The organism is Lacrimispora struthionigena, assembly GCF_048627165.1.
In the GTDB taxonomy this organism is placed as follows: Bacteria; Bacillota; Clostridia; order Lachnospirales; family Lachnospiraceae; genus Lacrimispora.
On the sequence record NZ_JBMBWP010000002.1, the window covers coordinates 1,750,028 to 1,776,900 of the forward strand.

At 40.1% G+C, this 26,873-nt stretch carries 13 protein-coding genes; all 13 read right to left on the minus strand.

All coding sequences use genetic code 11. The features are described from left to right. Positions 1-5: 5 nt before the first annotated feature. The 13 genes from ACOAOT_RS17305 to ACOAOT_RS17365 are packed head-to-tail and all read right to left on the minus strand — an operon-like array spanning position 6 to position 26,864. Complete coding sequence (locus ACOAOT_RS17305) at positions 6-1,142, minus strand: acyl-CoA dehydrogenase family protein (RefSeq protein ID WP_420218121.1); 1,137 nt, start codon at positions 1,140-1,142, stop codon at positions 6-8. After that, positions 1,142-2,182, minus strand: a complete 1,041-nt coding sequence (locus ACOAOT_RS17310) for an HAD-IIIC family phosphatase (protein WP_420218122.1) — start codon at positions 2,180-2,182, stop codon at positions 1,142-1,144. Before ACOAOT_RS17310 ends, ACOAOT_RS17305 begins: the two co-directional genes overlap by 1 nt. 30 nt (positions 2,183-2,212) lie before the next feature. After that, the gene (locus ACOAOT_RS17315) at positions 2,213-2,443 is read right to left on the minus strand and encodes an acyl carrier protein (RefSeq protein WP_420218123.1); all 231 of its coding nucleotides are present in this window, start codon (positions 2,441-2,443) and stop codon (positions 2,213-2,215) included. Between the two features lie 18 nt (positions 2,444-2,461). Further along, on the minus strand, positions 2,462-3,295 hold the full coding sequence (locus ACOAOT_RS17320; RefSeq protein ID WP_420218124.1) for a 3-hydroxyacyl-CoA dehydrogenase family protein: 834 nt from the start codon (positions 3,293-3,295) through the stop codon (positions 2,462-2,464). Between the two features lie 26 nt (positions 3,296-3,321). After that, positions 3,322-4,083, minus strand: a complete 762-nt coding sequence (locus ACOAOT_RS17325; protein ID WP_420218125.1) for an ABC transporter ATP-binding protein — start codon at positions 4,081-4,083, stop codon at positions 3,322-3,324. A gap of 3 nt (positions 4,084-4,086) precedes the next feature. After that, positions 4,087-6,411 (minus strand): FtsX-like permease family protein, encoded by a 2,325-nt coding sequence (locus ACOAOT_RS17330; protein WP_420218126.1) that lies wholly within the window; start codon positions 6,409-6,411, stop codon positions 4,087-4,089. A 7-nt stretch (positions 6,412-6,418) separates the two neighbouring features. After that, a complete protein-coding gene (locus ACOAOT_RS17335) occupies positions 6,419-7,747 on the minus strand; it encodes an MFS transporter (protein WP_420218127.1) in 1,329 nt (442 codons plus the stop codon). 37 nt (positions 7,748-7,784) lie between these two features. Next, on the minus strand, positions 7,785-8,507 hold the full coding sequence (locus tag ACOAOT_RS17340; RefSeq protein WP_420218128.1) for a thioesterase II family protein: 723 nt from the start codon (positions 8,505-8,507) through the stop codon (positions 7,785-7,787). After that, complete coding sequence (locus ACOAOT_RS17345) at positions 8,476-9,360, minus strand: hypothetical protein (protein WP_420218129.1); 885 nt, start codon at positions 9,358-9,360, stop codon at positions 8,476-8,478. The genes ACOAOT_RS17340 and ACOAOT_RS17345 overlap by 32 nt, the downstream gene beginning before the upstream one ends. Next, positions 9,350-15,106, minus strand: coding sequence for an amino acid adenylation domain-containing protein (locus tag ACOAOT_RS17350; RefSeq protein ID WP_420218130.1), 5,757 nt, complete (start codon positions 15,104-15,106; stop codon positions 9,350-9,352). The genes ACOAOT_RS17345 and ACOAOT_RS17350 overlap by 11 nt, the downstream gene beginning before the upstream one ends. A gap of 4 nt (positions 15,107-15,110) precedes the next feature. Then, entirely contained in the window at positions 15,111-25,853 is a 10,743-nt protein-coding gene (locus ACOAOT_RS17355) for an amino acid adenylation domain-containing protein (RefSeq protein WP_420218131.1), read from the minus strand. A 34-nt stretch (positions 25,854-25,887) separates the two neighbouring features. After that, a complete protein-coding gene (locus tag ACOAOT_RS17360) occupies positions 25,888-26,361 on the minus strand; it encodes a DUF6790 family protein (protein ID WP_420218132.1) in 474 nt (157 codons plus the stop codon). Positions 26,362-26,417: 56 nt separating this feature from the next. Continuing rightward, positions 26,418-26,864, minus strand: a complete 447-nt coding sequence (locus tag ACOAOT_RS17365) for an acetyl-CoA carboxylase biotin carboxyl carrier protein (RefSeq protein ID WP_420218133.1) — start codon at positions 26,862-26,864, stop codon at positions 26,418-26,420. Positions 26,865-26,873: the final 9 nt, after the last annotated feature.

A 26,873-nucleotide genomic window follows, 5' to 3' on the forward strand; every position in this document is an offset into this window, starting at 1 on the left:
ATTTCTCACAGACATCTGGCATTGACCATGGAATAAATCGTGTTTTTCTGCATTTCATTGGTTCCGGAATGAATACTGCTGGCAAGTGCGTCCCGCATTTCCCGCTCCAAATTGTATTCTTTACTATAACCATATGCGCCAAAAATCTGCAGTGCATCCCGGCATGTTTTAATATAATTTTCACTGACAAAAAGTTTAAAAACAGATGTTTGTAAATAAGCTGATTTCTTTTGATCTTTCAGCCAGGCAATTTGGTAAAGCATCATCCGTGCCATTTCTATCGCCACTTCCATTTCCGCAATTTTATGAGATACCGCCTGATTTTCACCAATCGGCTTTCCAAACTGCTTCCTGCCATTGACCTGCCTTATACACTCCTCCATGACCCGCTGCATAACACCAATGTGGGGAGCAAACTCAAAACATCGTTCCCACTCCAATGCCCCCATCATGATATTGCCTCCACCATTAAAATTACCAAGCAGGTTCTCTTTGGGAATCCGGACATTGTTTAAAATCAATTCACTTGTAGGACAGGCACCAAGTCCCATTTTTTCAATGTTTTTGCCGGTTGTTACTCCATCATACTGGCGTTCCACAACAAATGCTGAAAATTTAACCGGTTCTTTCTGAGTCACCGCGAAAACAATAAAAATGTCTGAGATGGGCCCATTGGAAATAAACATTTTAGTCCCGTTTAGCAGGTAACAGTCTTCCTGTTCTACCACAGTAGTTGTCATTGAGAATGCATCAGATCCAGATTCAGCTTCTGTTATGGCTATTGATCCGATCCGTGTTCCTGCTACCATCTGGTGTAAATATTTATCTTTTAATATTTTTGTACCATAAAGAAAAATCAAATTCTGTGCTACCCATATATGATTATTAATAACAAAAATAAAACCATTATTCATACAGCCATAGCCAAGTGCCTCAAAAACAATTGCCGCTGTCTCATAGCTTTCGCTCAGGCCTCCGTATTCTTCATCAACTGTAATGCCGAGTAAACCGAAATCACTGACTTTTTTCCACATTTCCATGGAAAATTCTTCATAATACCGGCTGTCGTTCAAATTCTCACGTGCAAAATCTATTACTTCCTGCCGGAACTCTTTTTGTTCTCTGGTAATCGTAAAATCCATTATATGTCCCCTTCTTCATAAATAAGATTTACATAATGTGGTATCACCCTGGGATAAGATGTATCAGCTTCGAGAATCACAACATCTCCCTTCTGGCCAATTTCTTTGAAGCCATTAAATTTATAGGTAACATACATGATCCGGTTTTTATCTGTGGGAATAAACTGGGCTCTGATTGTTTTTCCATACTTTCTGGCCTCGTTAATTAAGTGATTTAAAAACACATTTCCAACTCCTTTTGACATTACGCGGCAGGACATTAAAAGTAGTTTGATTTCCCAGATTTCCTGCTGTTTTTCAATCAGAGCCAATCCAATTTTTCCATACGTTCCGAATTTATCATCAAGCTGTGCAACAAACACATCGTGCTGCCCGCTGTTTATAAAGCCCTTTAATTCCTCATAAGAATATATGTATCCGGTTGAATTTAACTGATGGGTTCTGACTGTCAGCTCCTCTGCCCTCTTAAGATCTTCTTCCTGTGCTCTTTCAATTTTAAAACACATCTCCAACGTCTCTAAAAAGGCTTCTTTGGTGCCGGTATATACTTCCTCCTGCTGGTTTCTTTTCATGTCATTTTGATACATCTGTCTTCTTTTTTTTGAATCCTCTGTAATATATTTGGGGTTTAGGCAGTCCATATCAAGCAGATCCCCAATGTTACCGGCATCTATGCATAAAACTTTTGGATGGGTGAATGATACTTCTTCCCGTTCAAATTCCTGATCATCAATAAAACAGAATGTATCAATTCCAATATTGATCTTCTGGGCAATCTGGCTGATCGCTTCGGATTTGCTGTTCCAGTTGATCTGCGGGTATATAAAATAGTCCCATAAGCCTGCTTCCATAAGCCTCTGTCTGGCCATCTGGTATTCATTTTTACTGCTGACAGACTGTAATATTCCCCGTCTGTCCAGTTCTTTGATTACCTCCACAACATGATCCTTTATAATAACCTGCCTGTCCTCAATTAGTATTCCTTCCCATAATGTCTGATCTAAATCCCACACCACACATTTTACTTTTTGTCTTTCCATCTATCTTTTTTCTCTCCCGGAATCATATGATTATGACCGCTTTCTCTCAATCAGTGAAGTAATGGAACGGATATCCTTAAAATTATCCAGATCCAGTTCTGAATTTTCAATTGATATATCAAATTCACTTTCAATAAAACTAACCAGATTTACCGCAAACAAAGAATTTACCAGACCCGTATCAAAAATATTATCCTCATCCTTAAGCTCGCTAACGTCTACAAATTTAGACAAAAATGCTATTATTTTATCTCTTACCATGTTATTATCCTTACCTTTCTAATAGTTATAAAAACCTTTTCCTGATTTTCTTCCGGTTTTACCTGCATATACCATATTCTTAAGCAACGGGCAGGCTCTGTATTTTGGGTCTTCATAATGTTCATATATTATTTTTAATGAATCCAGAACTACATCAAGCCCGATTAAATCGGCTGTTTCCAAAGGTCCCATTTTATGACCAAAGCCATTTTTAAAAATAGAATCAATTTGTTTTGGTGTTGCAACTCCCTCATAAACCAGCATAGCCGCTTCATTCATAAATAAATGGGACAAGCGGTTTGAAACAAATCCGGCACTGTCATTGACTACTTCAATCTCAATGCCAATCACTTTTAACAATTGTTCCACTTTGTCAATTGTTTCCTGTGATGTATGAATCCCCTTAATCACTTCCGCAAAATTCTTCATGGGTACCGGATTCATAAAATGTACTCCAATTACCTTGTCAGTCCGCCTGGTACCGGATGCAATAAGGGTAATCGGTACACAAGATGTATTAACCATATAAATACACTCTGGTTTACACACTTGTTCCAGCTGATTGTATACTGACTTTTTAATATCAATGTTTTCGGTTACATTTTCCACTATATAATCAGCCTGCTTCAATTCCTCATACTGAGATGCAACCTTAATATTTGAAATGCATTCTTTCACATTAATTGTTTTTTGAAACATGGATGCAATTTTTAAACTCTTTTCAATTTCCTGCAACACAGAAATCCTTACTTCAGGATCATGATCAAATATAATTACCTGGTGATGATATTGAGCAAAACGCTGTGCCACTCCTTTTCCCATAACGCCTGCCCCAATGATGCCAATCTGCATAATACTCCCCTCCTCTCCCTATAGTTTTAAATGCCGATCTGCTGTGCATGAGCTAATATCTTGTCTGCCCGAATTCCTATACTATGGCTTTTAAACTTATCTAACTGTATTTCTGAGATGATTTTTCCATCCTTCATGAATAAGACTCTGCTAGCCCTTGCTGCCACCTTCACATCATGAGTCACCAGTAAAATAGCTGTTCCCTCATTATTAATGCCGGACAGAAGATCCATTATTTCTTCCGATGCCTTTGAATTTAAAGCTCCAGTAGGCTCATCGGCAAATAATATTTCCGGGGAAGTCATCAGTGCTCTGCAAATCCCCGCCCGCTGCAGCTGGCCTCCTGAAACCTCTGTAATATCACGATTTCCCAGTTGATTAATTCCTGTTTTTTCCATTAACATTCTGGCCTTTTGTTTTACCTGGGCAGGACTCATTCCAGCACGATTTTGTGCCACCGGCAGAATAATATTATCAAGGAGATTCAGATTTTTTAACATGGTTGGCTGTTGAAAAACAAAACCCATTTTAGTTCTGCGGATATCTGCCAACTGCTTATCATTTAACCCGGATAGCTCTACCTCATCAAATTTTACCGAACCGCTGGTAATGTCATCCATTCCGCTTAAAGCGAACAACAAGGTAGACTTTCCTCCGCCTGAAGCCCCCATAACCGCTACAAACTCGCCTTTTGATATAGATACACTCACTTTGTCAAGTGCTTTGATCTCTTCACCTTTTTCACCAAAAATTTTCATAATATCTTTTCCGGTCAATATATTTTCCATTATTTACTCCTTTATATGATCAGACACTAATAACATATCAATGTCTGAGATTCCAAATATTGTAGCAGCATAAACACATACCGTAATTACTATTGGAGAAAACAGGTAAGCAAATAACGGATTTACCTCAAAGTGAAATGAGGAAGCGCCAAATGAGGAAATCAACGCAACTCCTACCAGTTCGCCCAGAGTATTGGCTAACGCTGTGCCAATCACAACTCCGAATATCAATACAAAAATCGAACGTGCCACATACTGCCTGCGAATCTCAGAACAGGTAAAGCCTAGGGATTTTAAGACTGCAATGGGATAACGGTCCTTAGTGACCAGCATTTTCATAAACAGCAGTGTAACGAGTATTGTAAGTAATACGGAAGCTGCAATTGAAGTATAGGAAACTTTCTGGATTGCCAGAATCGTAGATCCGAATGACTGGTCAATATACTGATCAATATTTGACACTTTTGCAAACGGATATAATGTCCGGTATTTTTTTATTTCAGTATCAGTTAATGAATTATCATGAAATTCTACAGGAATAACCGACCACAATACATCACTTCTCAGACTCTTAAACATAGCCTTTGCGGTTCTGCCGCCATTTGTGATGTCTGAATAAATTCCGCAGATAGTTAATTGCTTTTCCTGTCCATCAATAAGAAGCGTTATCTCATCACCAATATCTTTCTTTAAATCATCCATATTTAACTTTGATAAAGCTATCTCTGTCTCTGACTCAGGAGCTCTGCCTTTTGAATATTTAATTGGAAATAGTAAATGATCCCCAAGTTCAACTTTCAGCCGTTTAACAGTCCCATCATCCAGATTCATATCAAATAGAAAACTTGTGAGAACTGTGTATTTGGAGATATTTTCATCCTGAGCCATTTCAGAAGCAATTGCTTCCGTTTTTTCTGGTATATCATCGGTTTGCTGAATATCGATCCTCATGTAACAGCTTCCAATACCCATATAAGTCATAAAATTCCTGGATAAAATGGTATTATAAATATTTTGTGGTACCACCATAATAAATGAGGAAACCACTAACACCATGAACATTGTGATATAAAGCTTTTTTCTTGACAGAACATCCTTTATGCCCAGAAATGTATTACAGGAAAAGATACGATTTTTGCTTAACACAAAAGCATTTGATGATTTGGACTTTTCCCTGGGTGCTCCGAATCGGATAGCCTGAGCCGCAGATATCTTGCGGAATCGTGATAATACCCCATTTACATATAGAATAATTACAATAAATATAATTGCAGAGCCAATAAATCCGCCGATCAAAGCAGGAAACGTACTGTCACTCTCCCCCATGTATAGCCTGATGTTGTATGAAAGAGGAGTAAGCAGAACCCGTGAAGTTAAAAATCCCAGCAGACAGGCAGCAGCAGCAATTGCTCCATATTTTGCAAGGTAGAGTTTTTTTATATTGGATACCCTTATTCCAATGGCTTTCATTACTCCTATTTCTCTATAATCTTCTTCAATCTTTGCAAGCAGAGTAAAACGAATGCATAAAAAGGTAACAATAATGACCAGCACACTGACTAATACCAACACTGCAATCATTATTCCATCGGTGCTGGCATTGGCTATCTTAAAAAGAGCATAGGTAATACTGGAAGGACCATTTGCTTCAATTCCGGCATCCATATAGGCGGTTTCAAAATTCGTAACGGGAATACTGTTATCAATAAAACGAAACTCGATAATATTTTCTAATCTTCCAAATCCTCGTACCTTTTCAAAATCATTCCGGCTAACCAGAAAACGTTTTGAAGAAATCATTGCCGGATTCATTTGAGAGTCCCGGATAAATCCTGCTACTTTAAAGGGAACGCCGCAAATAGTTGCTTTATCCCCCTCACGTGCCTTACCCTCTCTCATGTAATAAATTGGCACGTAGATTTCCCCATCTGACGGCTGAGCAACCTCTCCATTTAGACTAATTAAAAAATCAAATTTTGAGTTTTGTACTGTGAGACCATTGTCTTGAACACTTCCAGCCAGCGTATTCTCTCCTATCACGATCTCGGCACCCTCAATATTTAAAAATTCCGATACCTGATAGTCTTTTACATTCTTTTGGTTAACTGCAAATGTGGCTAACCGATCCATATCTACATCGCCGGAGTGCATCTGCATATAATGCGGTGTTTTGGCTTGCAGCATAAAATTATCAATCGCTCCAAGTAAATCAATGCTCAGTGCCGACGCAAGCGATGTCAGTAATGACGCCAATACAATAAAGATTGCAATGGTTGCAGTAATCAGCTTGCTTCTGCGCATATCATTTCTGATGATTTTGCCGTACATGATGACCTCATTTCTCCTGTTGACTGACAGGTTTTATTAAATAACCAATATGGCTATCCACCTCTTCCAGATCTCTAATATCCTTTGATTGAAACACCAGAAATGCTATCATGATCAGACCAAATCCTGAAATCATAATTAACAGACTGACTCCCCGTGTTTCTCCCGTTCCCATAATTTTCCCAACGCTTCCCGCCAATACACCATCCGGCCGTAAAGCCGGGATAAAAACATAATCCGATAAGATTCCGGAAATACCATATGCCAGAACGTATCCAAGTTGTGAAATCAATGCAATTAATCCCCACACACGTCCTTGCTGCTCATTTTTAATGGTGATTCTAATCAGGTAATTGGTACTGGTATCAGCAAAAGGTAAGGTTGCAAAAAAGACAAAGCCCATTGCCGCAATTACCGGGACGATCATCGTTGCTCCAAATCCAACCATAGCTGCCCCGCCAACTACGAAACTGATCCCCATAACATTTACATAATTACGGCTTAGCTTTCCAGATCCAATTACAATCCCAGCCAGCAATGTACCGCAACCGCATATTGTCTGCATAATTCCAAGCCCCTTTTCGTCCATTAACGGAAGGCACATGGGTTTTGACAAAACCTGGACAAATCCCAGATAAAAACACACCAGCGTAACAAGAATAACCAATTTCCTTACTCCCTTATTTTCATTTAATTGCAGCCAGCCTTCCTTTAAATCTTTTAATATATGTAGCTTTCCCTGTTTCACTAATTCAACTGTCAGGGATTTTCTGACAGCAAAGATTACCGAGACAGTAATTACTAAGGTTAAAATATCAATGATTAAAATTAATTCAATATTGAAATAACTAAGTGCCAGACCTGCCAGTGCCGGTGAAATCAAAAATTTGGCTGAAGATGCCAATGACATCATACCCGTTGCTTTTGAATACTCTTCCTTTGTCAGTAAATCCGTAATTGTTGCTTTATAAGCAGGGTCTAAAAGGGAACTAAAGGTGGAAGAAAAGCCCACACATAGGCAGATCTGCCACACTTCAATGGTGCCAGCTTTCATTATGACCAGCATGGCGACGAGTCCCAGCGCAGATACTGTATCACCAATAATCATCAACAATCGCCGGTCAAACCGATCCGCCAGTACACCTGCTATTGGAGAGAGTAATACCAGTGGTAAAAGTGCCGCTAATTCCACCATGGATACGTCAACTGTGGAATTTGTCAGCTGCCAGACATAAACCCCAAGCCCGAAGCTGGTCATTCCGGTTCCAATTCCAGCCAATAATTCGCCGATCCAGATAATGAGGAAATTACGGTAATTTCTTTTATTATTAATCATGCTGTTCCTTTCTTTGATGCAGATTTTATCAAATTGTTTAGAGCCCCATGAATTTTTCCACATGATCTGCAACTTCAGCGGCTCTGTCATGAATGAATAAATGAGAAGCCTTCTTTAAAGTAACAACATTTAATCCACGGCGAAGCAGATTTTTCCATAAATAAGCATTTTCTATTGTCTCGACCCTGTCATTTTCTCCCCATAGAATCAGTGTCTCAACATCAATCTTTTGTAATTTTGCAGCAGCAGATTCCAAAATCTTATAATCAGCGCGAAAAATCGGTCTCATAATATCCATTAATTCACCATTTGCTAACAAAGGAGCCGGCAGACCACCATAGCTTTTAAGGACCTCAACCAGATCATCGTCACTAAAACTGCTATATTGTTTCTCAGCAAATGTATCTGGCATGGAAGTGGCTGATAGGATCAGTTTTTCAGGCAGGGGTGATTTTCCATTGGCAGCAATTTTATTAATTAGTGAAAAAGCCACTACTCCCCCCATGCTATGTCCAAGGAAACAGCTTTTTTCTGAAATCAGGGAACCAATTTCCTCATAATATAAATTAGTAAGGGTATCAATATCCGACACCAGATTCAAATTCGAGCCCAGATGTCCAGGCGGATTGGCCACCCAGACCTCCAGATTGTGGTGAAAGGATTGAATCAGATCACCAAAAGAATTGACATAGCCTCCCAAATAAGGAAAGCAAAATAAGCGCCCCTGATTACCGGACTTCATTTTTGTAAATAGTTCCAATATTTTCCCCCCTTAATTCATCTGTTTTTGAGCCTTCAAGAAAATATTGAGGAAGTTTCACCAGCTCCATTTTAATTTTATTCCGGGTAAGTATATGAAATCCAAACGCAGCCAGTGCAAATGCCCCAATCTGAAGAATTTGGGACGGAGGTGCAAAGTAATACAGCTGCATGCGGCTGCCTGAGGAATTCACCCATAATAGAATGACATATAGCATCAGATTGCCATCCGTCAAATTAAAAATATAGCTATATAAAACCATGAATGTTACCATTTGCAATACATAAAGGGGATACAATGCAACCAGACCAAACGCTGAGATAGCGTAACCGGGAATTACAAACAGACCAATCCCCAATCCTGCCATAATACCGGCTTTGATATTATTGTTAAATTTGGTTTGAAAGTAAGGAATTAAAAATCCAACCCACCCCATAGCTCCACCGATAACCCCAATCTCTTCAAAAAAATTAATTATCATTTCTTTTAACTGCTGCTTTAATGTCAATGTAATCTCAGGAACTTCAATACCCAATAATATCAAACCGAATCGAACTATTAAAAAAAAGAGCAGGTTAAGACTAATAATAACTGGAATCCAAAATAACTGTTCCCGTTTAATTAAAAATTTTTTCAAAATGTTTTTGATGGCAGGCTTCCCACCAGTTATGCCATAAATAATCAAAGCTGCCAGCGTTGGAGCACACATAGCAACCAATACGGCGGGATCACTGAATGAAGCACTAAAACCATTGCTGAATATTGTATATAATATTCCAAGTCCCCAACAAATTACCAACGTTATAACCATGTACATGACAGGGTATTTCTTTTGATTAATATCATTTTTCATTTAAGTTCCCCCAGTTATCTGTCTGCGATTTTATAATATTCATTATTTTATCCCCATCCAGTCCCAATACATCTGTTATTTCCAAATGCAGTTTCTCTTCATCATAATGTGCTGTCACCACGGTTCTGCCCAGTTTTGTATCGTCTGTTATCTGAGACAGAGTAGATTTATCCGTTTTGGAAACAAATCCCTGAAAATTAAATAGTATAAAATTAAAAAAAGATTGATTCGGATAAAAATCCTTTTTAATTATACTTCTTACCTCCTCATAGCAATCTGTAGTTTTTCCAGGTTCCAATAAGGACAGGAAATTAAGTGAGTAATCCTTACAATATTGGAACAACCGTCCAACTGACCCGTCCTCTACCATATCACTCATTACGGGTATTAAATCCAGAAACTCACCAATGGTATTATAATATGACTCACCTCCATAAGATCTGCCGGAGTCTACCAATACCAGTGGTATGACCGGCATACAAAAGTATTCTTTTAATATTTCAATTGTCAAATGAATTGCCTGCTGCCAGATATCTGAATCGCCCATCTGCTTTACCGAAACATCAAAAGCAAATTCGTTGATCAATTCATCAGCATGTAAAAGTGGCTGCTTTAAGGCAATTTCTTTATTTATTTTACTCCAGTTTAATAAATCAAAGCTATTAATAATACTCTGTGAGGTTATTTCCCTTGGTCCTCTTTCCAATAGCTTTACGTAATCGCTATATGGATGGATTGGATGAAGCAGGGCTTTGGCTGCAGGATTTAAATTGGCCTCTACCTGAGTCTTTAAAATTTCAGCGCTCATGCCATCAAAAATAACATGATCTATCCCCCATACAATGACATGGTTACCGGCCTGTTTTCTGACAATACAAAGATTCCATCGCAGAGTTCCCGGCTCATATTTAACCGCAAATATATCATGAGCTAATTGCTTTAAAAGCTGTGTTTTTATCTCATCAGAATATACGGATACATCAAGATACCCATAACTGTCCCGGCTGATTATTTCAAATCCGGCACCAGAATGTTCAGACCATTCCAGCCGGTCGTCCGCTGACACTATTACCGAACGCAGCAATTGGTTATCCATGATCACTTTAGTGACCGCATCTTTAATCTGATATTTTGAATATTCCCCAATTAATTCAATTAACGCCCCGCTAAAAGCCGAACCGCTTAGATAATGCCCACACTGAATTGGAGTTAATGAAAAATTTTCAATGACGTCTGTGCCGGATATAAAATCAGATGCACTGCTTCGCCTTGCAAGAGCTATTGATACCAGGCTGTTCATCTGGGCCTCATCTAAGGAGCAGACACTGCTTGTCTGAATGCTTTCTTTCGTTGTTTCATCAGCTTGATTAAAATGGGATTTTTTAAGGAAGGAAGCAATCTGCTGTGCAGTTTGATACTGAAATATATCATTCACTTTGATTTTAACTCCCTGCTCTAACAATTTTTTTGCCAATGCGATTGCCTTAATCGATTGTCCCCCATTTCTAAAAAAGTTATCTTCAGAACCAAGCACCTGATTGTTAAGCACTTGCTTCATGGATTTTAAGATTACCTCCTCCAGATCATTTCCAGAATGATTTATATCGGTAAATACAGCCGATTCATGCTCCATATCATGCAATGCCTTTTTATCGATTTTGCCGCTGTGATTAAGAGGAAACTCCGGTAAAATTACATATTTTTCCGGAACCATATATTCCGGTACTTTTTTTCTTAAGGAGGTTCTGATATAGTTCTGATCAAAGAAATCACGCTTATTGTAATCCCTAAGAGTGCAGTAAGCTTTTAAATAAACGACTCCGTTATCATCGGTCGGTGCAGTAACAACGGCTTTCTTTACACCGTCTACTGTTTCCAGATAACGCTCAACTTCTTCCAATTCAATTCGATAGCCGTTAATCTTATGCTGAAAATCTTTTCTTCCCAGATATATCAGTTCACCTTTGCTGTTCCACATTACAATATCACCTGTAGCATAAGCTCTCTGCCCATTTACGGCTGACAGCGGCGCAAATTTTTCCCGGGTTAGTTCTGGTCTGTTCAGATAATCGGCAGCCAGACCTTCTCCACCAATATACAACTCTCCGGGTACACCAATGGGAGCCAGCTGCTTTTGGTCATCCATTACATATATGGTTGTATTGGATACGGGATGACCAATTGGGATCACGTTGGTTCTGTTTAAATCATTGATCAGATAGTAGGTTGCAATTACGGTAGATTCCGTAGGTCCATACCCGTCAACAAGTTTTCCAGGGCCCATTATTTCCAGTGCTTTTTTCGTGTGCTCCAGTGACATCTTTTCTCCTCCGACAATGATCCGCCGGACATGTCTCAGGGCTTTTGCATCCCAGTCTGCTATGAGATGGAACAACGCCGTAGGAATTGCAAACACAGTGATATTACGTTCCCTGATAAATTGTGCCAGACTGGCAATCTCAATGGATAAAGACCTGGGTATCACCACCAGACATGCCTGATTCAGCAAAGCCAGAAAGATATTCATAACCGATGCGTCAAACACATAATTACTGATTTGTATGATCCGGTCACCAGCCTCCATCTGGACATAATTTGTATCTCTTACCGTTCGTATGACATTCCTGTGCCTGATTCTGGTTCCCTTTGGCTGACCAGTTGAACCTGATGTATAAATTACATAGCAGATATCTTCAGAATTTAATTCTGTGGGAGTGTAAGCTGAATGAAGTCCAAAATCCACTGAAGGATCCAGTATATTTTCATCTGCATCCACAACAAACTTCTGAATTGGACAGCCAATTTTATCCTGAGCTGATTGCTCAGTAATGATAATTTTACTGGCTGAATCCTGAAGAATAAAATCAATTCGTTCTTGAGGGTAAGTCGGATCAATGGGCAGATATGCGGCACCTAATTTCATAATACTAAAGATGCTTATGATCTGCATTGGTCCCCAATCCAGCAGTATGGGAACGATGTCCTTGTATGTAACCTGCTGTTTTGCCAATTTCCCGGCCATCTGATTGACCATATTGTTAAATTGCCGATAGGTTATTTTCTGGTCCTGCCATTCAATGGCTGGCGCTTCGGGCTGCTCTCTGACTCCCTCTTCAAACAGGCTGATAATTGTTTTATCAAGGGGTGCATCTGTCTGAGTCTGATTGACCACGTTCATAAGCCAGTGACGTTCTTCCTTGGAAATAATGCTGATTTCGTTTAAAGTGCAGCAGCCGCCTTTAGAAAGCTTTGATAAAATCAGCAGAAAACGCTTACCCATAAGTTCTATTGTTTCCCTGCAATAAAGCGACTTGGCATATTCAACATCCAAAGAAAAACCAACGGGGTTCTCTTCAATAATAAAACCAAGATCCTGTTTTATCCCGATTTCATCTTTTTCATAAGCTGACCAGACATTCCCGCCAATTTCCAGCTGACTTAAGCTTACACTCACATAGTTTAAAAAGACATCAAATAAGGGATTCCGGGAGAGATTTTTCGGGAGATCCAAGGCTTCAACCAGCATTTCAAATTGAAAATCCTGATTATCAAAAGCGCTTAACATTTTACTCCTGACTAATTGGATATATTCCTCAATGGTGGACTGTCCATTTATTTTTGTATTGATTACCAGTGTATTGACAAACATACCCACAACGGCGTCCAGCTTTGAGTGTTTCCTGCCTGAAATAGCAGTCCCCACCGGAATTTCTGTCTGCCCGGTATATTTCCACAGCAGAATATTCAGTGCTGCCAGCATCATCATATATGGCGTAATTCCCATTGCCTTTGATGCTGTCCTGATTGCTTCACTTAATTGGGGATCAAATTGATATGTTACCTTATCCCCCTGATATTCCATTACCTCAGGACGATTAAAATCAGTCTGCAGATTCAGACACGGAATACCATCTGTAAACTCATTTTTCCAATAGTTTAACTGAGAATCCAGTTTTCCACTTTTAAAGTAATTATTCTGCCAGTGGGCGAAGTCCTTATATTGGATTTCCAGCGGCGGCAGTGGACGATTCTCATAAATATCCAATAACTCTTTTCTCAATATGCCAAGTGAAGTCTGATCAGATATAATGTGATGCATATCAATTACTACCACATGATCCTGTTCCCCAAGACTAATTACGGATACTCTTAATAAAGGTGCCTGGGACAAATCAAACGGCCGTATGTTTCGTTCAATTTCAGTTTTCAGATCAGTTGGATTTGAGGTAAGATAGGTGACCTGAAAATCGACTCTGTCTTCTATTTTTTGCACTACCTCACCGTTCATCAGGTCAAACCGGGTTCGAAAAGCATCATGACGGTTGACCAGCTGCACAAAGGCATCATTGAGTGCGTTTTTATTTATGATGCCGCTGACCCGGTAAACATCAGCAAAGTTATAAGGCACGCCTGTTTCAATGAGTTCATTCATAACAAACATTCGTTTTTGTGCAGAAGAGGCCTCATAATAATCACTCTTTGGAAGAACAGGAATCTCATTATTATCAGTTTCCTGAAATGATTTGCTTACAAGGGCTGACATTTTTTTAAAGGTTGAATGAGCAAAAATGTCCGACAATGTCAAATCAATTTTTAATTGTTCTCTGATTCTGGAGGTCAGCATAATTCCAGTGAGGGAATCTCCACCCAGCTGAAAAAAATCATCATTGTCATTAAACTCCCGGCAACCAATGATTTCACTCCAGAACTCCTTTAAAGCTTCAACTGGATCAACCCATAGATTACCACTGCATGCTGCCTTGTTCTCAGAAGAATTACTATCCCCCCCAGCCTCCGTTTTAATGTCACTGACAAAAGCAATTTTATCAAATGAATAGGTTGGCAGGATTATTCTCTTGTGAGTCTGGCAACCAGCGAGTTTCTGCCAGTTAATATCAAATCCCTGACACCATAGCCGAGCAATCAGATTACTGAACGAATCCTCTATATTGGGGGCATCTTCTGTAAATAAATGAAAACTTTTACAAGGTTGTACCTGGCATCCATCAAGAACCGGATTCGTCAGTGTGGAAGTGCCTAGTTTAACCAGTACTCCCTCTTGAAGGTGCTGACTGGCTTTCTGGGATGGAGTCCGCATGATTGGTATGAGCCGTGGTCTCAGCTGGTCCTTTTGATATACGGATTGATATGTGCTTAGCTCCCCATACCGCTTAATGATCTCAAGTGCATGGTCAACAGGCAGTGCTCCGGAACAGGACATGGCTGTTAATTCTGTGATCCCAGTACCAATATAAGCAGTTGGAGTAATTCCTGATTCAGTCAGGACATGATTACCTGCATATCCATTGGCAAAAGCCTGATAACAGGAAATAATCGGGTCAGACGCTTTGCCCGTCTTTATTTTATCTGCAATAGCTGCCGGCAGGCGGTCTAAAACAACCGCTCTGCCAGCCTGAAACAACTGATGTATTCCATCATTATGTACTTTTTCTGAAAATGTCTCCCATCTCCATAAATCGCTTGTATCTGGAAAAGCGAAGATTATATTATTCGCTGCTCCTGTTTCTGTAATTTCCAGCGGCCGCAGATTGTTAAGCTCAGCTTTGCTAATTACAGCAGTACTCCTGTAATGATAAGCCCTTCTTCCCGATTGAAGCAGAAATGAAGCATCCGAAAGACTGATCTGTGGATTGCCAATCAGATGGTCGATTATCTGACTGGCTGTATTTACCAGGGCTTCCTTGCTTTTGGCTGAGAAAGGCAAAATATATTTATTGTTGTCCATATACTTAAAACTCCTTATTTACTTCCTCCAGGATTATGTGGGCATTGGTTCCGCCTATACCAAATGAACTAACTCCAGCTTTTCGCTTCTTTTTATTTGGTACCAGTTCTCGAGCATCTGTGTTAATGTAAAACGGGCTATTGTCCAAATCTAATTTATCATTTGCCGCAGTATAATTTATCTGTGGCGGTATTGTTTTATGATGTAGGACCATTACCGCCTTGATGAAACCAGCTATTCCTGCAGCGGCATCCAAATGCCCGATGTTGGCTTTGACACTTCCCAGGGCACAGTAGCCCTTTTGGGGAGTATTATAGGCCTGTCGCAAAGCTTCCACTTCGATGGGGTCTCCCAGGAGTGTGCCTGTCCCGTGTGCTTCCACATAACAGATATCTTCAGCACTTACGTTAGCATTGGCCAAAGCTTTATGAATAACATCGCGCTGCCCTTTGATGCCAGGTGCCGTATAGCCTACCTTGTCCATACCGTCATTATTTACAGCTGATCCTTTTATTACAGCATAAATATAATCACGGTCTTTTAATGCTTGTGCTAACGGTTTTAATAATACCGCACCGCAGCCGTTCCCGGTTACCGTACCAGTTGTATCGTTTGAAAACGGTCGGCAATGCCCATCCTTTGATAAAATCATATCCTGGTGCCACAGATACCCCTCTTTTCTTGGATGAGTGATTGAGACTCCTGCAGCAATTGCCATTTCGGCATCCCCGTCAATAATTGATTTGGCCGCCTGATGAATTGCCACTAAGGAGGTTGAACAAGCGGTCTGAACCGTCATACTGGGACCCTTTAAATTCAGCTTGTAAGCAATTCTGGTAGCAAGAAAATCTTTTTCATTAAATGTAATTGCTTCAAGTGCTTCCATAAAATTATTCTGATTCTTTAAAAACTGAGACATCCACAACAGGTTCGGACTGCTTCCTGCAAACAATGATATCCGCTCTTTAAAATCAAACGAATTATATCCTGATTTTTCCAGCAGCTCATAAATACAAAGATGGAGCAGACGAATCTGGGGATCCATCAGAGAAGCTTCTTTATCAGAATAATCAAACAGTTTAGGATCAAAATATTCTGCATCTTCCAGATATCCTTTTGCCCTGACATAATTCTCCCGATTAAATATCTCCTCGGAAATACCGCTTTTTCGTAGTTCATCATCTGTAAAAACACGAATACTCTCTTTACCGGCAATTAAATTATCCCAGTACTGTTCTACTGATTTCGCACCTGGAAACCGGCAGGTCATACCAATAACTGCAATATCATTTACATCCGCTTCACCATAGTCAGTGTCCTTGAATGGTTGATACAGTATCCTGTCCGGTTCAAAGTCCTCGTTTTCATCGGCAAAATCATCTAATAAATCATCTGCCTGATTGCTTGCAACGGCAATCTGCTGTTCCTTAGACATCTCTTCAGCCAAGCTTTCAATTGTCGGACATTCAAACAGTCTCATAACCGGTATGGTTATGTTTAACTCCTCAATGATTCTGTTATTTACCAGCATGATTCCAAGGGAAGTACCACCAATATCAAAGAAATTATCGGTAATATTAATCTGTTCCTTCCCCAGAACGTTCTTCCAGATATTCACCAGACTGCTTACAATCTGAGTCTTAGTCCTGTTTACGAAAAGCGGCACTTTCTCTTGATCACTGATGTTTAAGGTGTTATTTGATTCAGGAATGCTCAAAGCATTTTTATCAATTTTTCCATTTGGTGTGTGAGGCATTTTCTCTAACCGAATGTACTTTGCAGGTATCATATAAGCAGGAAGCTGTGACTCCAGCCATTTCTTTAAGTTATTTTCATAGCCGGAATCAGTATTCAGAGCATTTGTACAGTAATATAACTGAATTCCATTGCTGCCGGCCTGGTCAACAAAAACTTTTGCCACGGCTTCAGAGATATCGGGGTATTTCGCTGCAGTTTTATCGATCTCTCCCAATTCCACACGATAGCCTCTGATTTTGACCTGGTTATCAAACCTTCCCAGAATATCAAACTCTCCATCTGGAAGCATTCTGCCTCTGTCTCCGGTCTTATAGACTTTCGTATTCAGAGGGCTTTCAAGGGTAATAAACCGTTTATTTGTTTCCTCAGGGTTATGATAATATCCACGGCTCAGACCTTTTCCAGCGATACAGATCTCTCCGTATACACCATATGGCTGCAGCTTATTAAAACTATTTAAGATAAATACCTGTACATTGGATATAGGCTTGCCAATGGTTATAACCGTTTCATGAGTCAGGTCCTTTATCGTCATCCAGATTGTGGTTTCTGTGGGACCATACACAGTCAGAATGGAAGTATCAGGTCCAACTTTTTTCTGCAGCTGCTGCATTAACTGCTCCGGATATACTTCGCCTCCGCAAATTATGTATTTCAGCTGTTTTAATGCTGGAGCAAAAGCAGGATTCTCCGCAAAGGCTTTTACTCTCGATGGTGTACTGGCAAGATGAGAAACATTATATTTAAGTATTTTGGTAGTCACTGCTGCTGCATCAATCTGTTCAATTTCATCGGCAAGATAAACAGAATAGCCGGCACATAAGGGGAAAATTGATTCAAATAAAAATATGTCAAATGAAAATGTTGTAACAGATAGAATCCGGTCCCGCCCGGGCGTGCACATCTGTCTTGCAATATGATCGTCAACAAAATTGATCAGCGACTGGTGGGTCAGCATAACTCCTTTGGGATTTCCGGTGGAACCGGAAGTAAAAATCACCATTGCCAGCGCACTGCTCTCCATCGTTACCAACGGATTCAATGTATTAGCTGCAGTCTCAGCCAGTTCTGAGCAAACAATAAACTGACCGTTATAATCATATTCAGCCGGAATATGGTCATCAACGAGAATGACTTTCGGTTTGCTTTGTTTAATCATGTAATTAATCCGCTGTTTTGGATAGCTGGCATCTAACGGTACATAAGCCGCTCCGGATTTTAAAACGCCCATGATACTGGTGTATAGATGGACATTCCGTCTTGTCATAATACCCACCAGATCCCCCTGCCCAACACCTGATTCTATCAGCTGATGGGCAATTACATTGGAACGCCGGTTAATCTCCCGGTAAGAAAATGCTGTTCCATCAGCAACTATAAGTGCAGTTTTGTCAGGTTCCTTCACCACCTGTTCTTCAAATGACTGGTGTATGGTAACCGTATCACGGATATCTGATTTCGTTTCTTCAAACTGACTGGTAATTTTAGAAATCTCCTCTTTTGATACAATATCTATTGCTCCGATCTGTTCCAGAGGATGGGTAATAACGCTTTTCAATGCCACTTTGAAATTTTCAACCATACGCTCAATTGAATCCCGTTTAAACAAACTGGCTGCAAAATCCAAAGTACCGGTGATCATATCCCTGTCTTTATATTCATGGCAGGTCAGCACCAGATCATACACTGAGCTAAAGGTATCGAATGAAAACGGACGGATGGACATCCCCTCAATATCAATATCATGGGTATCCATATTCTGATAATCAAAATATACATCGAAAATGGGATTTCTGTTTGGTACTCGTTTCACTTTCAGCTGGTCAAGCAGATCATCAAAAGGATATTCCTGATTGCTAAGTGCATTTAAGGTGTTTTCTTTCACCTCATACAGAAAATCCAGGTACTGTTTTTCAAATACAGGGTGATTTCTCATTGCTAACGTATTAAGGAAGAATCCGATGACATCAGCTACTTCCGCGTTACTGCGACCGGCTACCGGAGTACCAATGACAATGTCTTCCTGACCGGAATAACGAGCCAGGATGAGATACCAGACACTCAGTAACAGCATATATTTGGTTACACCATGCTGACGAGCAAACGCTTCGGTCTGAACGGATAGTTCTTCATCTATGGAAAAATAGAGACGGTGTCCGTCAAATGAGCGCAGCTTTGGTCTGGGCTTATCAAGCGGCAGATCCAGAACAGGGATACCATTGTTAAACTGTGCCAGCCAGTAATCTTTCTGGCCGGATATTTCATTTCCCTGCATCCGCTTTATCTGCCATGCTGTAAAATCTTTATATTGAATTTTTAATGGTTCCAACGGGATTGATGAATATAAATGATTGAAATCTCTGGTCAATATTTCAGCTGATGTACCATCTGCCACACTATGATGAATGTCAAATAAAAATACAGTTTTCTGTTCTCCGATTTTGACCAGCCTTAACCTGCACAAAGGAGCTTCTGATAAATCAAATGGTCTTACAAACTCAGTGATTAAATCAGTTATTTGCTTTTCGTCAGTCAGCTCTCTTTCCTGGAAATCCACTTCCATGGAGGCGATCTCTGAAATGACTTGAACAACCTGATTATCCACAATTTTAAATGAGGTTCGTAAAGCTTCATGGCGCTTTACCAGCTGGTCTACCGCTTTTCTTACTTTGACCGGATCTAACAGTCCATCAATAATTGTGGCTGAAGGCATATTATAGGCAGTACTTTCAGCCTCCATTTTTGATAAACTAAACATTCGCTGCTGGGAGTAGGAAGAACTGTAATAAGGCTGACCGGGAAGGGGCGTAATTTTTGCATAAGTATCTGATGGACGGTCCGACTGCTGGAATGTTTTTAAATAACCAGCCAGCTTGCGGGGCGTCGGATATTTGAAAATCTCTGACACTGCAACTCTGATACCCTTTCGCTTTTCAATATAATTGGCCAGGCTTACTGCTTTCAGAGAATCTCCCCCCAGTGAGAAGAAATCTTCATCTTCCTGAATATCACCAAATCCCAAAACAGCGGTAAAGGCTTCTGTTATGGGATTTTCATTGTAACATGCGGGATCTGGCATCTGGAGCTGAGGCATAGCGGTAGCAGCTGCATAAGTATCACTTTCGCAGCCAGAACGGTTATCAATGGGTGTACTATTGGTCAGTCTGATGGGATAATGAGTCTTGTCAAACTGATAGGTTGGCATTGATACTTTTTTTCTGATTTTTCCGCTCCAAAACTGATTCCAATGAATGGACAGCCCACAACTCCACAGCTGACCTATCTTTTTATACAAATAATGAATGTCATGTTCCAGCTCTCTTGGGTGACGGAGCAGATTAATAAAGATCTGACTCTCCTTTTTATCCTGATGCTGGACAGCAAATGTACATAATGACCGGCCTGCACCAACTTCGATAAAGGCGGTATCCTCTTTTGACAGCACTTCAGCCAGATCACTACTGAACTGAACCGTTTCTACAATATGGCGGCCCCAATATTGGGGGGTCGTCATTTCATCTTCCTTCACCCATTGACCGGTCACATTGGAGACAATGGGAATGCTGGGATTTTGCATGGGAAACTGACTGATAAATTGTTGAAATTCTTCAGCTGCTGCTGCCATCATGCCAGTATGAAACGCATGTGATGTTTTAACGATTGTACTTTTTATATTCCTGTCAGCCAGCAGATTCCGAAATCGTTCAATTGCATCCGCACTGCCACCAACAACACAGCGGTCGGAGGTGTTATCCAATGACAGCGTAATATCTCCGGGCAGTAGTGGTGCAACCTGTCTGGCGTTTAACATAACAGCAAGCATTGATCCTGACTGCTGTTTCTGCATGATTTCTCCACGCATTTTAACAATTTCCACGGCGTTTTGAAGACTCCAGACACCAGCCACGGCTGCAGCAGTTACTTCGCCAATGCTGTGACCGATAACCATATCGGGGCGCACACCCAAATCAATCAAAGTCTTAGAAATCGCATATTCGCTTAGAAATAATGCAAATTGGCTGTATTTAGTCTCATTAATCTGCTCTGGTTGTGTATCACCCAATATAACTTCAACATATTCTTCCCGTTCTTCTTTTGAGAGATAATTTAAAATCTGATCCGCATACATCCGGTACCGCTGCCCCAAAACGATGTCAGTGCCATAATAAAGCTGTCTGCCCATCCCCTGATATTGACTTCCCTGTCCGGAAAACATAAAGCAGACCTGTTTGATATCTCTGGCGATTTGGGCTGGATCGCTTAGCACATCAGCAATTGCCTGATCAATATTACAGGCATCTAAAAACTCTGAGTCCACCACTACCGCTTTTCGGTATGGTAAATGTTTTCTGCCTGTCATCATTGTCCAGGCTGCATCGGAATAATTAATATTGCCGGAAGCTGCAAGATTACTAAGTACAGCTCTCAGATTTTCAGTCAGGGCTGATTCTGTCTTGCCGCTGACTAAAATCAGGTTCTGATCATCGGACGGACTGCTTTCACGTTGCTCCTTAAATTCTTCTACGATCATATGGGCGTTTGTTCCTCCCACACCAAAAGAATTAATTCCTGCTCTTAATGGAATCTGATCCTGACTAATCCAGTTTTGTCCTTTATTTGTCACTACAAACGGAGTCTGGCTGAAATCAATCCTGGGGTTGGGATTGTGATAGTTTACTGTACCTGGAATATATTTATGTTTCAGACTCAGGGCAACTTTAACTAAGCCCACAATGCCTGCTGCAGTATCAGCATGACCGATATTTCCTTTTACAGAGCCTAACGTGCAGTAATTTTTCTTGTCTGTGCCAAACGCTTTCGTAAGCGACATCACTTCAATTGGATCACCAAGAATCGTTCCTGTTCCGTGTGCTTCAATATAACTAACTGTTTCAGGATCAATTCCCGCCCTCTGATAAGCCTGAATAATCGCCTGAGACTGTCCTTCTACGCTTGGTGCGGCAAAACCAGCTTTGATGCTTCCATCATTATTGATAGCAGAGCCTTTGATAACCCCATAGATATGATCGCCTGAAGCAATGGCCTCCTCCAGTCTTCTTAGCACAACAATACCCATACCATTTGAAAAAACAGTTCCCTGGGCACCGGCGTCAAACGGGCGGCAGTGCCCGTCTGGAGAAAACATCATTCCATCATAATACATATATCCACCCTCGTTTGGCGATTCAATGGTAATTCCGCCAGCGATAGCAAGGTCACATTCCCTCATAATTAACGATTGACAGGCAAGATGCGGGGTTACAAGAGAGGTTGAGCAGCCAGTCAGGGCTGACAGTGCAGGTCCCTTTAAGTTAAACTTATAAGCTAACCGGGTTGCCAGAAAATGATTGGTGCTCATTGTGTACGATTCATATGTCTCACTATAGCCTCCATCACCATTGCCTAACGCGTCTGCATACCAGACAAAGTCATCGGAACCACCCACGAAAACACCAATTTTATCCTCGGTTGATTCGGGACAGTAACCAGCATCCTCCAATGCCTGCCATGTCCCTTTATACAAGGCCCGAAGCTGGGGTGACATCAGTCTTACTTCATTGGGAGTATGTTCAAATAATGCCGAGTCAAAATAATCAATGGACTGAATTCGCCCCTTAGCTTTGACATAATGCTTATCTTCAATTACTGCCTTTTTAATTCCCAGAGCCAGAAGTTCATCATCACTGTAGAAATGAATGCTTTCTTTTCCTTCCTGTAAAACAGTCCAGAAATCGTCTAAAGTTTCAGCCCCCGGAACATTTACGGACATGCCGATAATGGCAATATCACAAGGTTGAAATGATTTACCCTGGTTTGAGAACAACTTTCTGTTTTCCATTGTTGTCTCCTGATTTCCTGCAAGAAATTCAGCCAGCATTTTAATGGTGGGAAACTCATATAGTGCGGTAATTGAAAAATCGGAATCTATGTAGCGTTTTAGTTTATTATGGGCAAGAATTGCCAGGGTCGAATGACCTCCAATTTCAAAGAAATTATCAGATACATCAATTTTTTCAATTCCCAATACTTCTTTCCATACTGCAGCTATGATATTCTCAAGAGGTGACTCTGGAAGGTGATTAACACTGCCGTTTTCTTTACAACGATGATTAACTGCTATTAATGCTTTACGGTCGGTTTTACCGCTATTGTTGACCGGAATTTCATCAAGCCGGGTAAAGGAGGACGGGATCATATAAGCTGGAATATGACTGTTTAAAAACTTTCGCAGACTGTTCTGATTAATTTCCTGCTCTGCAAGATAGTACGCGCTAAGAACCTGCAGATGATCTGCGGTCTGCTTCATGACTACCACTGCTTTGATAATATCAGGATGCTGACTCAGCGCATTTTCTATTTCACCAAGCTCAATCCGTAAACCATTGATTTTTACCTGGGAATCAATCCGGCCTAAAAATTCAATGGTTCCATTGGGCAGCCATCTGACTAAGTCGCCAGTCTTATACATTTTTTGATACCAGGCCGGATCGATAGCATTATCATAGAATGGATTTTCACAAAATTGCTGGTTAGTCAGTTCTGGCTTATTTAAATATCCCCTTGCCAGACCTACTCCGGATAAGCAAAGTTCTCCCGGCACTCCAATCATCTGAAGCCGGTTATTTTTATCGGTAACATACCACCTGATTTCATTTAATGGACTGCCTATTGACACATTAGCCGTTTCTTCACAGGCAGTAATGGAATAATTAGATGCCCACATCGTACACTCAGTGGGACCGTAAACATTTTCCAATCTGGCTGAAATTCCAGTTTGAAAATACAGCTTAATCGTGTCGGGTGTAATTGCTTCACCACCAACAAAAATCCATTTTAAAGATTTTGCTTTTAATACATTTTCTTTATTTAAAAATAGTTCCAGGAAGAGCCGGAACATGGTTGGAACAAAGTTTATGTGAGTAATTTGATATTGATTGATATATTGTAAAATCAGTTCAGGATTTTTTTCACCATCTGGTTCCATAATGCATAGCGTGCCCTGGCCTGCAAACCATCCATATAATTCAGTCCCTGAGATATCAAAAGAAAACGGTGTTTTATATAAATATACATCTCCTGACTCAACCGGGAAGCGGCGTTCCAGATCCAATATCGTATTAACAACACTATGATGTTCAATCATAACCCCTTTTGGTTCTCCGGTAGAACCTGATGTATATTCAATATAAGCAAGGTCATATGGATTCAGCTCAATTGTTGGGTTGGTATCATCACAATATGACCAATCCTGATCGTGATCCAGATAAAACACCATGCCATTTTCGCAAAAAGTCACATCCATATCGGAAACAGTCAGACAGATTGAGATGTCCGCATCAGCCATAATATATTTCTTTCTGTTTTCAGGATAGTAACTTTCAATCGGCACATAGGCGCACCCGGCCTTTAAAACAGCCAGGATTGCTATCACCATTTCCTTTGACCGTTTTAGCTGGATGCCGACCACTTCATTTTGCCTCGTCTTATTTTCCAGAATTTTTCTGGCCAGTTGATTTGCCTTCCGGTTCAGCTGGTCATAGGTCAGCGCCCCCTCATGATAAACCAGCGCCTTGCGATCCGGATATAAATGAACCTTTTTATGAAACAAATCAATTACGTGGGACGGAACATAATCAAAGAAAGAACTCTGATTGAAATCAATAAGTATCTTTTCTTTTTCCTGCTCCAGAAACAGATCAATTTCTTTCATGGAGATGTCCGGATCAGCAGTGACAATTTCAAGTGTTTTAATAAAGCGCTGACCAAGCAGCTCAATCATTTCCTGGTCATAAATATCGGCTTTGTATTGAATTTTAACAAAATTGTCGTCCGGCATTCGGGAAAACGTAATCATGATGTTGCCTGGAAACGTTGTATCATCCATCTGATACGGCCGGCACTTGATACCTTTCCCTGTTAAATGGGTAAACTTATCGTATACAAACGAAATATCGAAAATAGTCTGGATACCGGCGTAAGCTCCAGGAAAATTATCTCTTGCAATCAGATTATTGGGATAACCTAAATTTTGATGGGCGCCAATAAATTGTTCATATGTTTCATTAACAATATCCCGGAACGTCAAATCACCACCAAAATTATTAGTAAACGGTAAGGTGTAGATAAAACAGCCCACCGACTGATCAAACGTGCTTCCAGGACGATACGTAAACGGAGTGGAAATAGTTACCTGATCTTCATTGCAGCATTTAGACATAAGGAGGCTTAAGGCTGACAGACTTACTAAAAACGGAGTTCCCTCTACCTGCCATGCAGTTGTTTCAATTTTATCCATTAATTCTTTGCTTATGGAAAAGTTTTTTTCCTTACCAGAACCAAAGTTATTTATGGAGCTGAAATCTTTTGGAAAATCTAATGGCTTTGCACCCTGAACTCTGTTGCTCCAGTACTTCTTTTGCGGTTCATAAACTCCTTTGGCCAATTTATCTTTTTCCTGATCTAAAAATTCGAAAAAGCTGTAATCTGGTGTGACAGTAATTTCTTCTCCATTTATTAATTCTGTATAATATGTAATTAATTTACTTAACAGGATATCCAGTGATATTCCATCGGCTATTAAATGATGAATATTGACAAGTAATACAAAAATCTCCGGCGCCTGCTTAACTACAGAGACTCTTAGTAAAGGGGCACTGGATAAATTAAACTCATAAGTAATTTCCTGATTAATAATAGATTTGGTCTCTGCCTCTATATTAATTGCAGAGCCTACGTCGTAAACGTGTGCTTGGATGCTGATTTTATCTTCTATTGCCAGCACCAATTTGTTATTTTCTGTTTTGACACTACTCCGTAAAACCGGCTGCTCTTCCATTAATAGCATTAAGGCACGATCAAGCTGTGAAAGATTTAAAGCAGCCTCTATCTGCATCGCAGCTGGTATATTATAGATATTCTTCCCCCCAGCCTGACACTCAAAATATATTCCCTTTTGTATTTCTGACAGCTCCATAAACTTGTATTCCATACATTACCTTCCTTAATATAAATCGTAATTATTATTAAAAAGTCCAGAACCCATCAATGTTTGTAGATAAAACTGTTAAGTAAATGGCATATATGATCGTCACAATGATCATTGCAATTTCATTTTTATCTTTTTTCCCCTTCATTTTAATACTGTTTAAATGGGACCATGTTCCACTGATACTGTACATATACCAGTTAATCAGGGTAGCCGTCCAGAATCCTCCCCGAAACCAGATACACATAACCCCCAGAACACCAATTGCGATTTGCGAGAAGCCATATTTAATCTGCCAGGGACCACCAGGCCATCCAAGATATTTTGCATTTTTTTCTGCGAAAGCAATATTACTAAAAAAGCCAACAATTCCAACGTCACCAAAGAGTACTACAAATTGATGAAGTAAAAGAATGGAAGAAATTGTGCCTGCATCACTGGGAAATCCCCGTATGTATAAATGAATAATACCCGTAACAACCCCCAGAATAATATTTAAAGTAAAAATCATATTAGCCACCTCGTTTGTTTATTATTTTTAGTAACTGTTAGCGCCAGATTTTATGGTTATGTACTTGTCAGTGACACTCCTATTTTTAGTATAGGCTGCCCATATTCCACTTCCTGGCCGTCTTTTACCATAATTTCTGTTACTTTACCATCAACCGGACATATCACATTGTTATAAAGTTTCATTGCTTCAATCGTACAAAGAGGATCGCCCTGCCTTACCATAATAATATTGTTCTCCAGGTCATCGGTAAGAAACTCTTTCAGATGTATGATTCCCACATGGGGAGAAGAAACAACAACCGGATCATCCCCATGAGATATCTCATTTTTTGTTTCTTTACGATTTATCACAATATTATAATCATTTTTTAATCCACCCAAGGTTTCCACGTTCTGTGGCTTATGAAAGCTAACTTCTCCTTCATGGGATTTAAACTGAAAAAAATCCAACTCTGAATTTTCACAAACATCAATGATGCTTAATAATTCCTCTATTAACAATTCCATCTC

What these genes read in the sequence shown, in the direction of transcription:
- ACOAOT_RS17345 (WP_420218129.1), bottom strand. Translation starts at nt 9,360, where the DNA reads ATGAAAAATGATATTAATCAAAAGAAATACCCTGTCATGTACATGGTT.
- ACOAOT_RS17350 (WP_420218130.1), bottom strand. Translation starts at nt 15,106, where the DNA reads ATGGACAACAATAAATATATTTTGCCTTTCTCAGCCAAAAGCAAGGAA.
- ACOAOT_RS17305 (WP_420218121.1), bottom strand. Translation starts at nt 1,142, where the DNA reads ATGGATTTTACGATTACCAGAGAACAAAAAGAGTTCCGGCAGGAAGTA.
- ACOAOT_RS17335 (WP_420218127.1), bottom strand. Translation starts at nt 7,747, where the DNA reads ATGATTAATAATAAAAGAAATTACCGTAATTTCCTCATTATCTGGATC.
- ACOAOT_RS17355 (WP_420218131.1), bottom strand. Translation starts at nt 25,853, where the DNA reads ATGGAATACAAGTTTATGGAGCTGTCAGAAATACAAAAGGGAATATAT.
- ACOAOT_RS17330 (WP_420218126.1), bottom strand. Translation starts at nt 6,411, where the DNA reads ATGTACGGCAAAATCATCAGAAATGATATGCGCAGAAGCAAGCTGATT.
- ACOAOT_RS17320 (WP_420218124.1), bottom strand. Translation starts at nt 3,295, where the DNA reads ATGCAGATTGGCATCATTGGGGCAGGCGTTATGGGAAAAGGAGTGGCA.
- ACOAOT_RS17360 (WP_420218132.1), bottom strand. Translation starts at nt 26,361, where the DNA reads ATGATTTTTACTTTAAATATTATTCTGGGGGTTGTTACGGGTATTATT.
- ACOAOT_RS17315 (WP_420218123.1), bottom strand. Translation starts at nt 2,443, where the DNA reads ATGGTAAGAGATAAAATAATAGCATTTTTGTCTAAATTTGTAGACGTT.
- ACOAOT_RS17325 (WP_420218125.1), bottom strand. Translation starts at nt 4,083, where the DNA reads ATGGAAAATATATTGACCGGAAAAGATATTATGAAAATTTTTGGTGAA.
- ACOAOT_RS17310 (WP_420218122.1), bottom strand. Translation starts at nt 2,182, where the DNA reads ATGGAAAGACAAAAAGTAAAATGTGTGGTGTGGGATTTAGATCAGACA.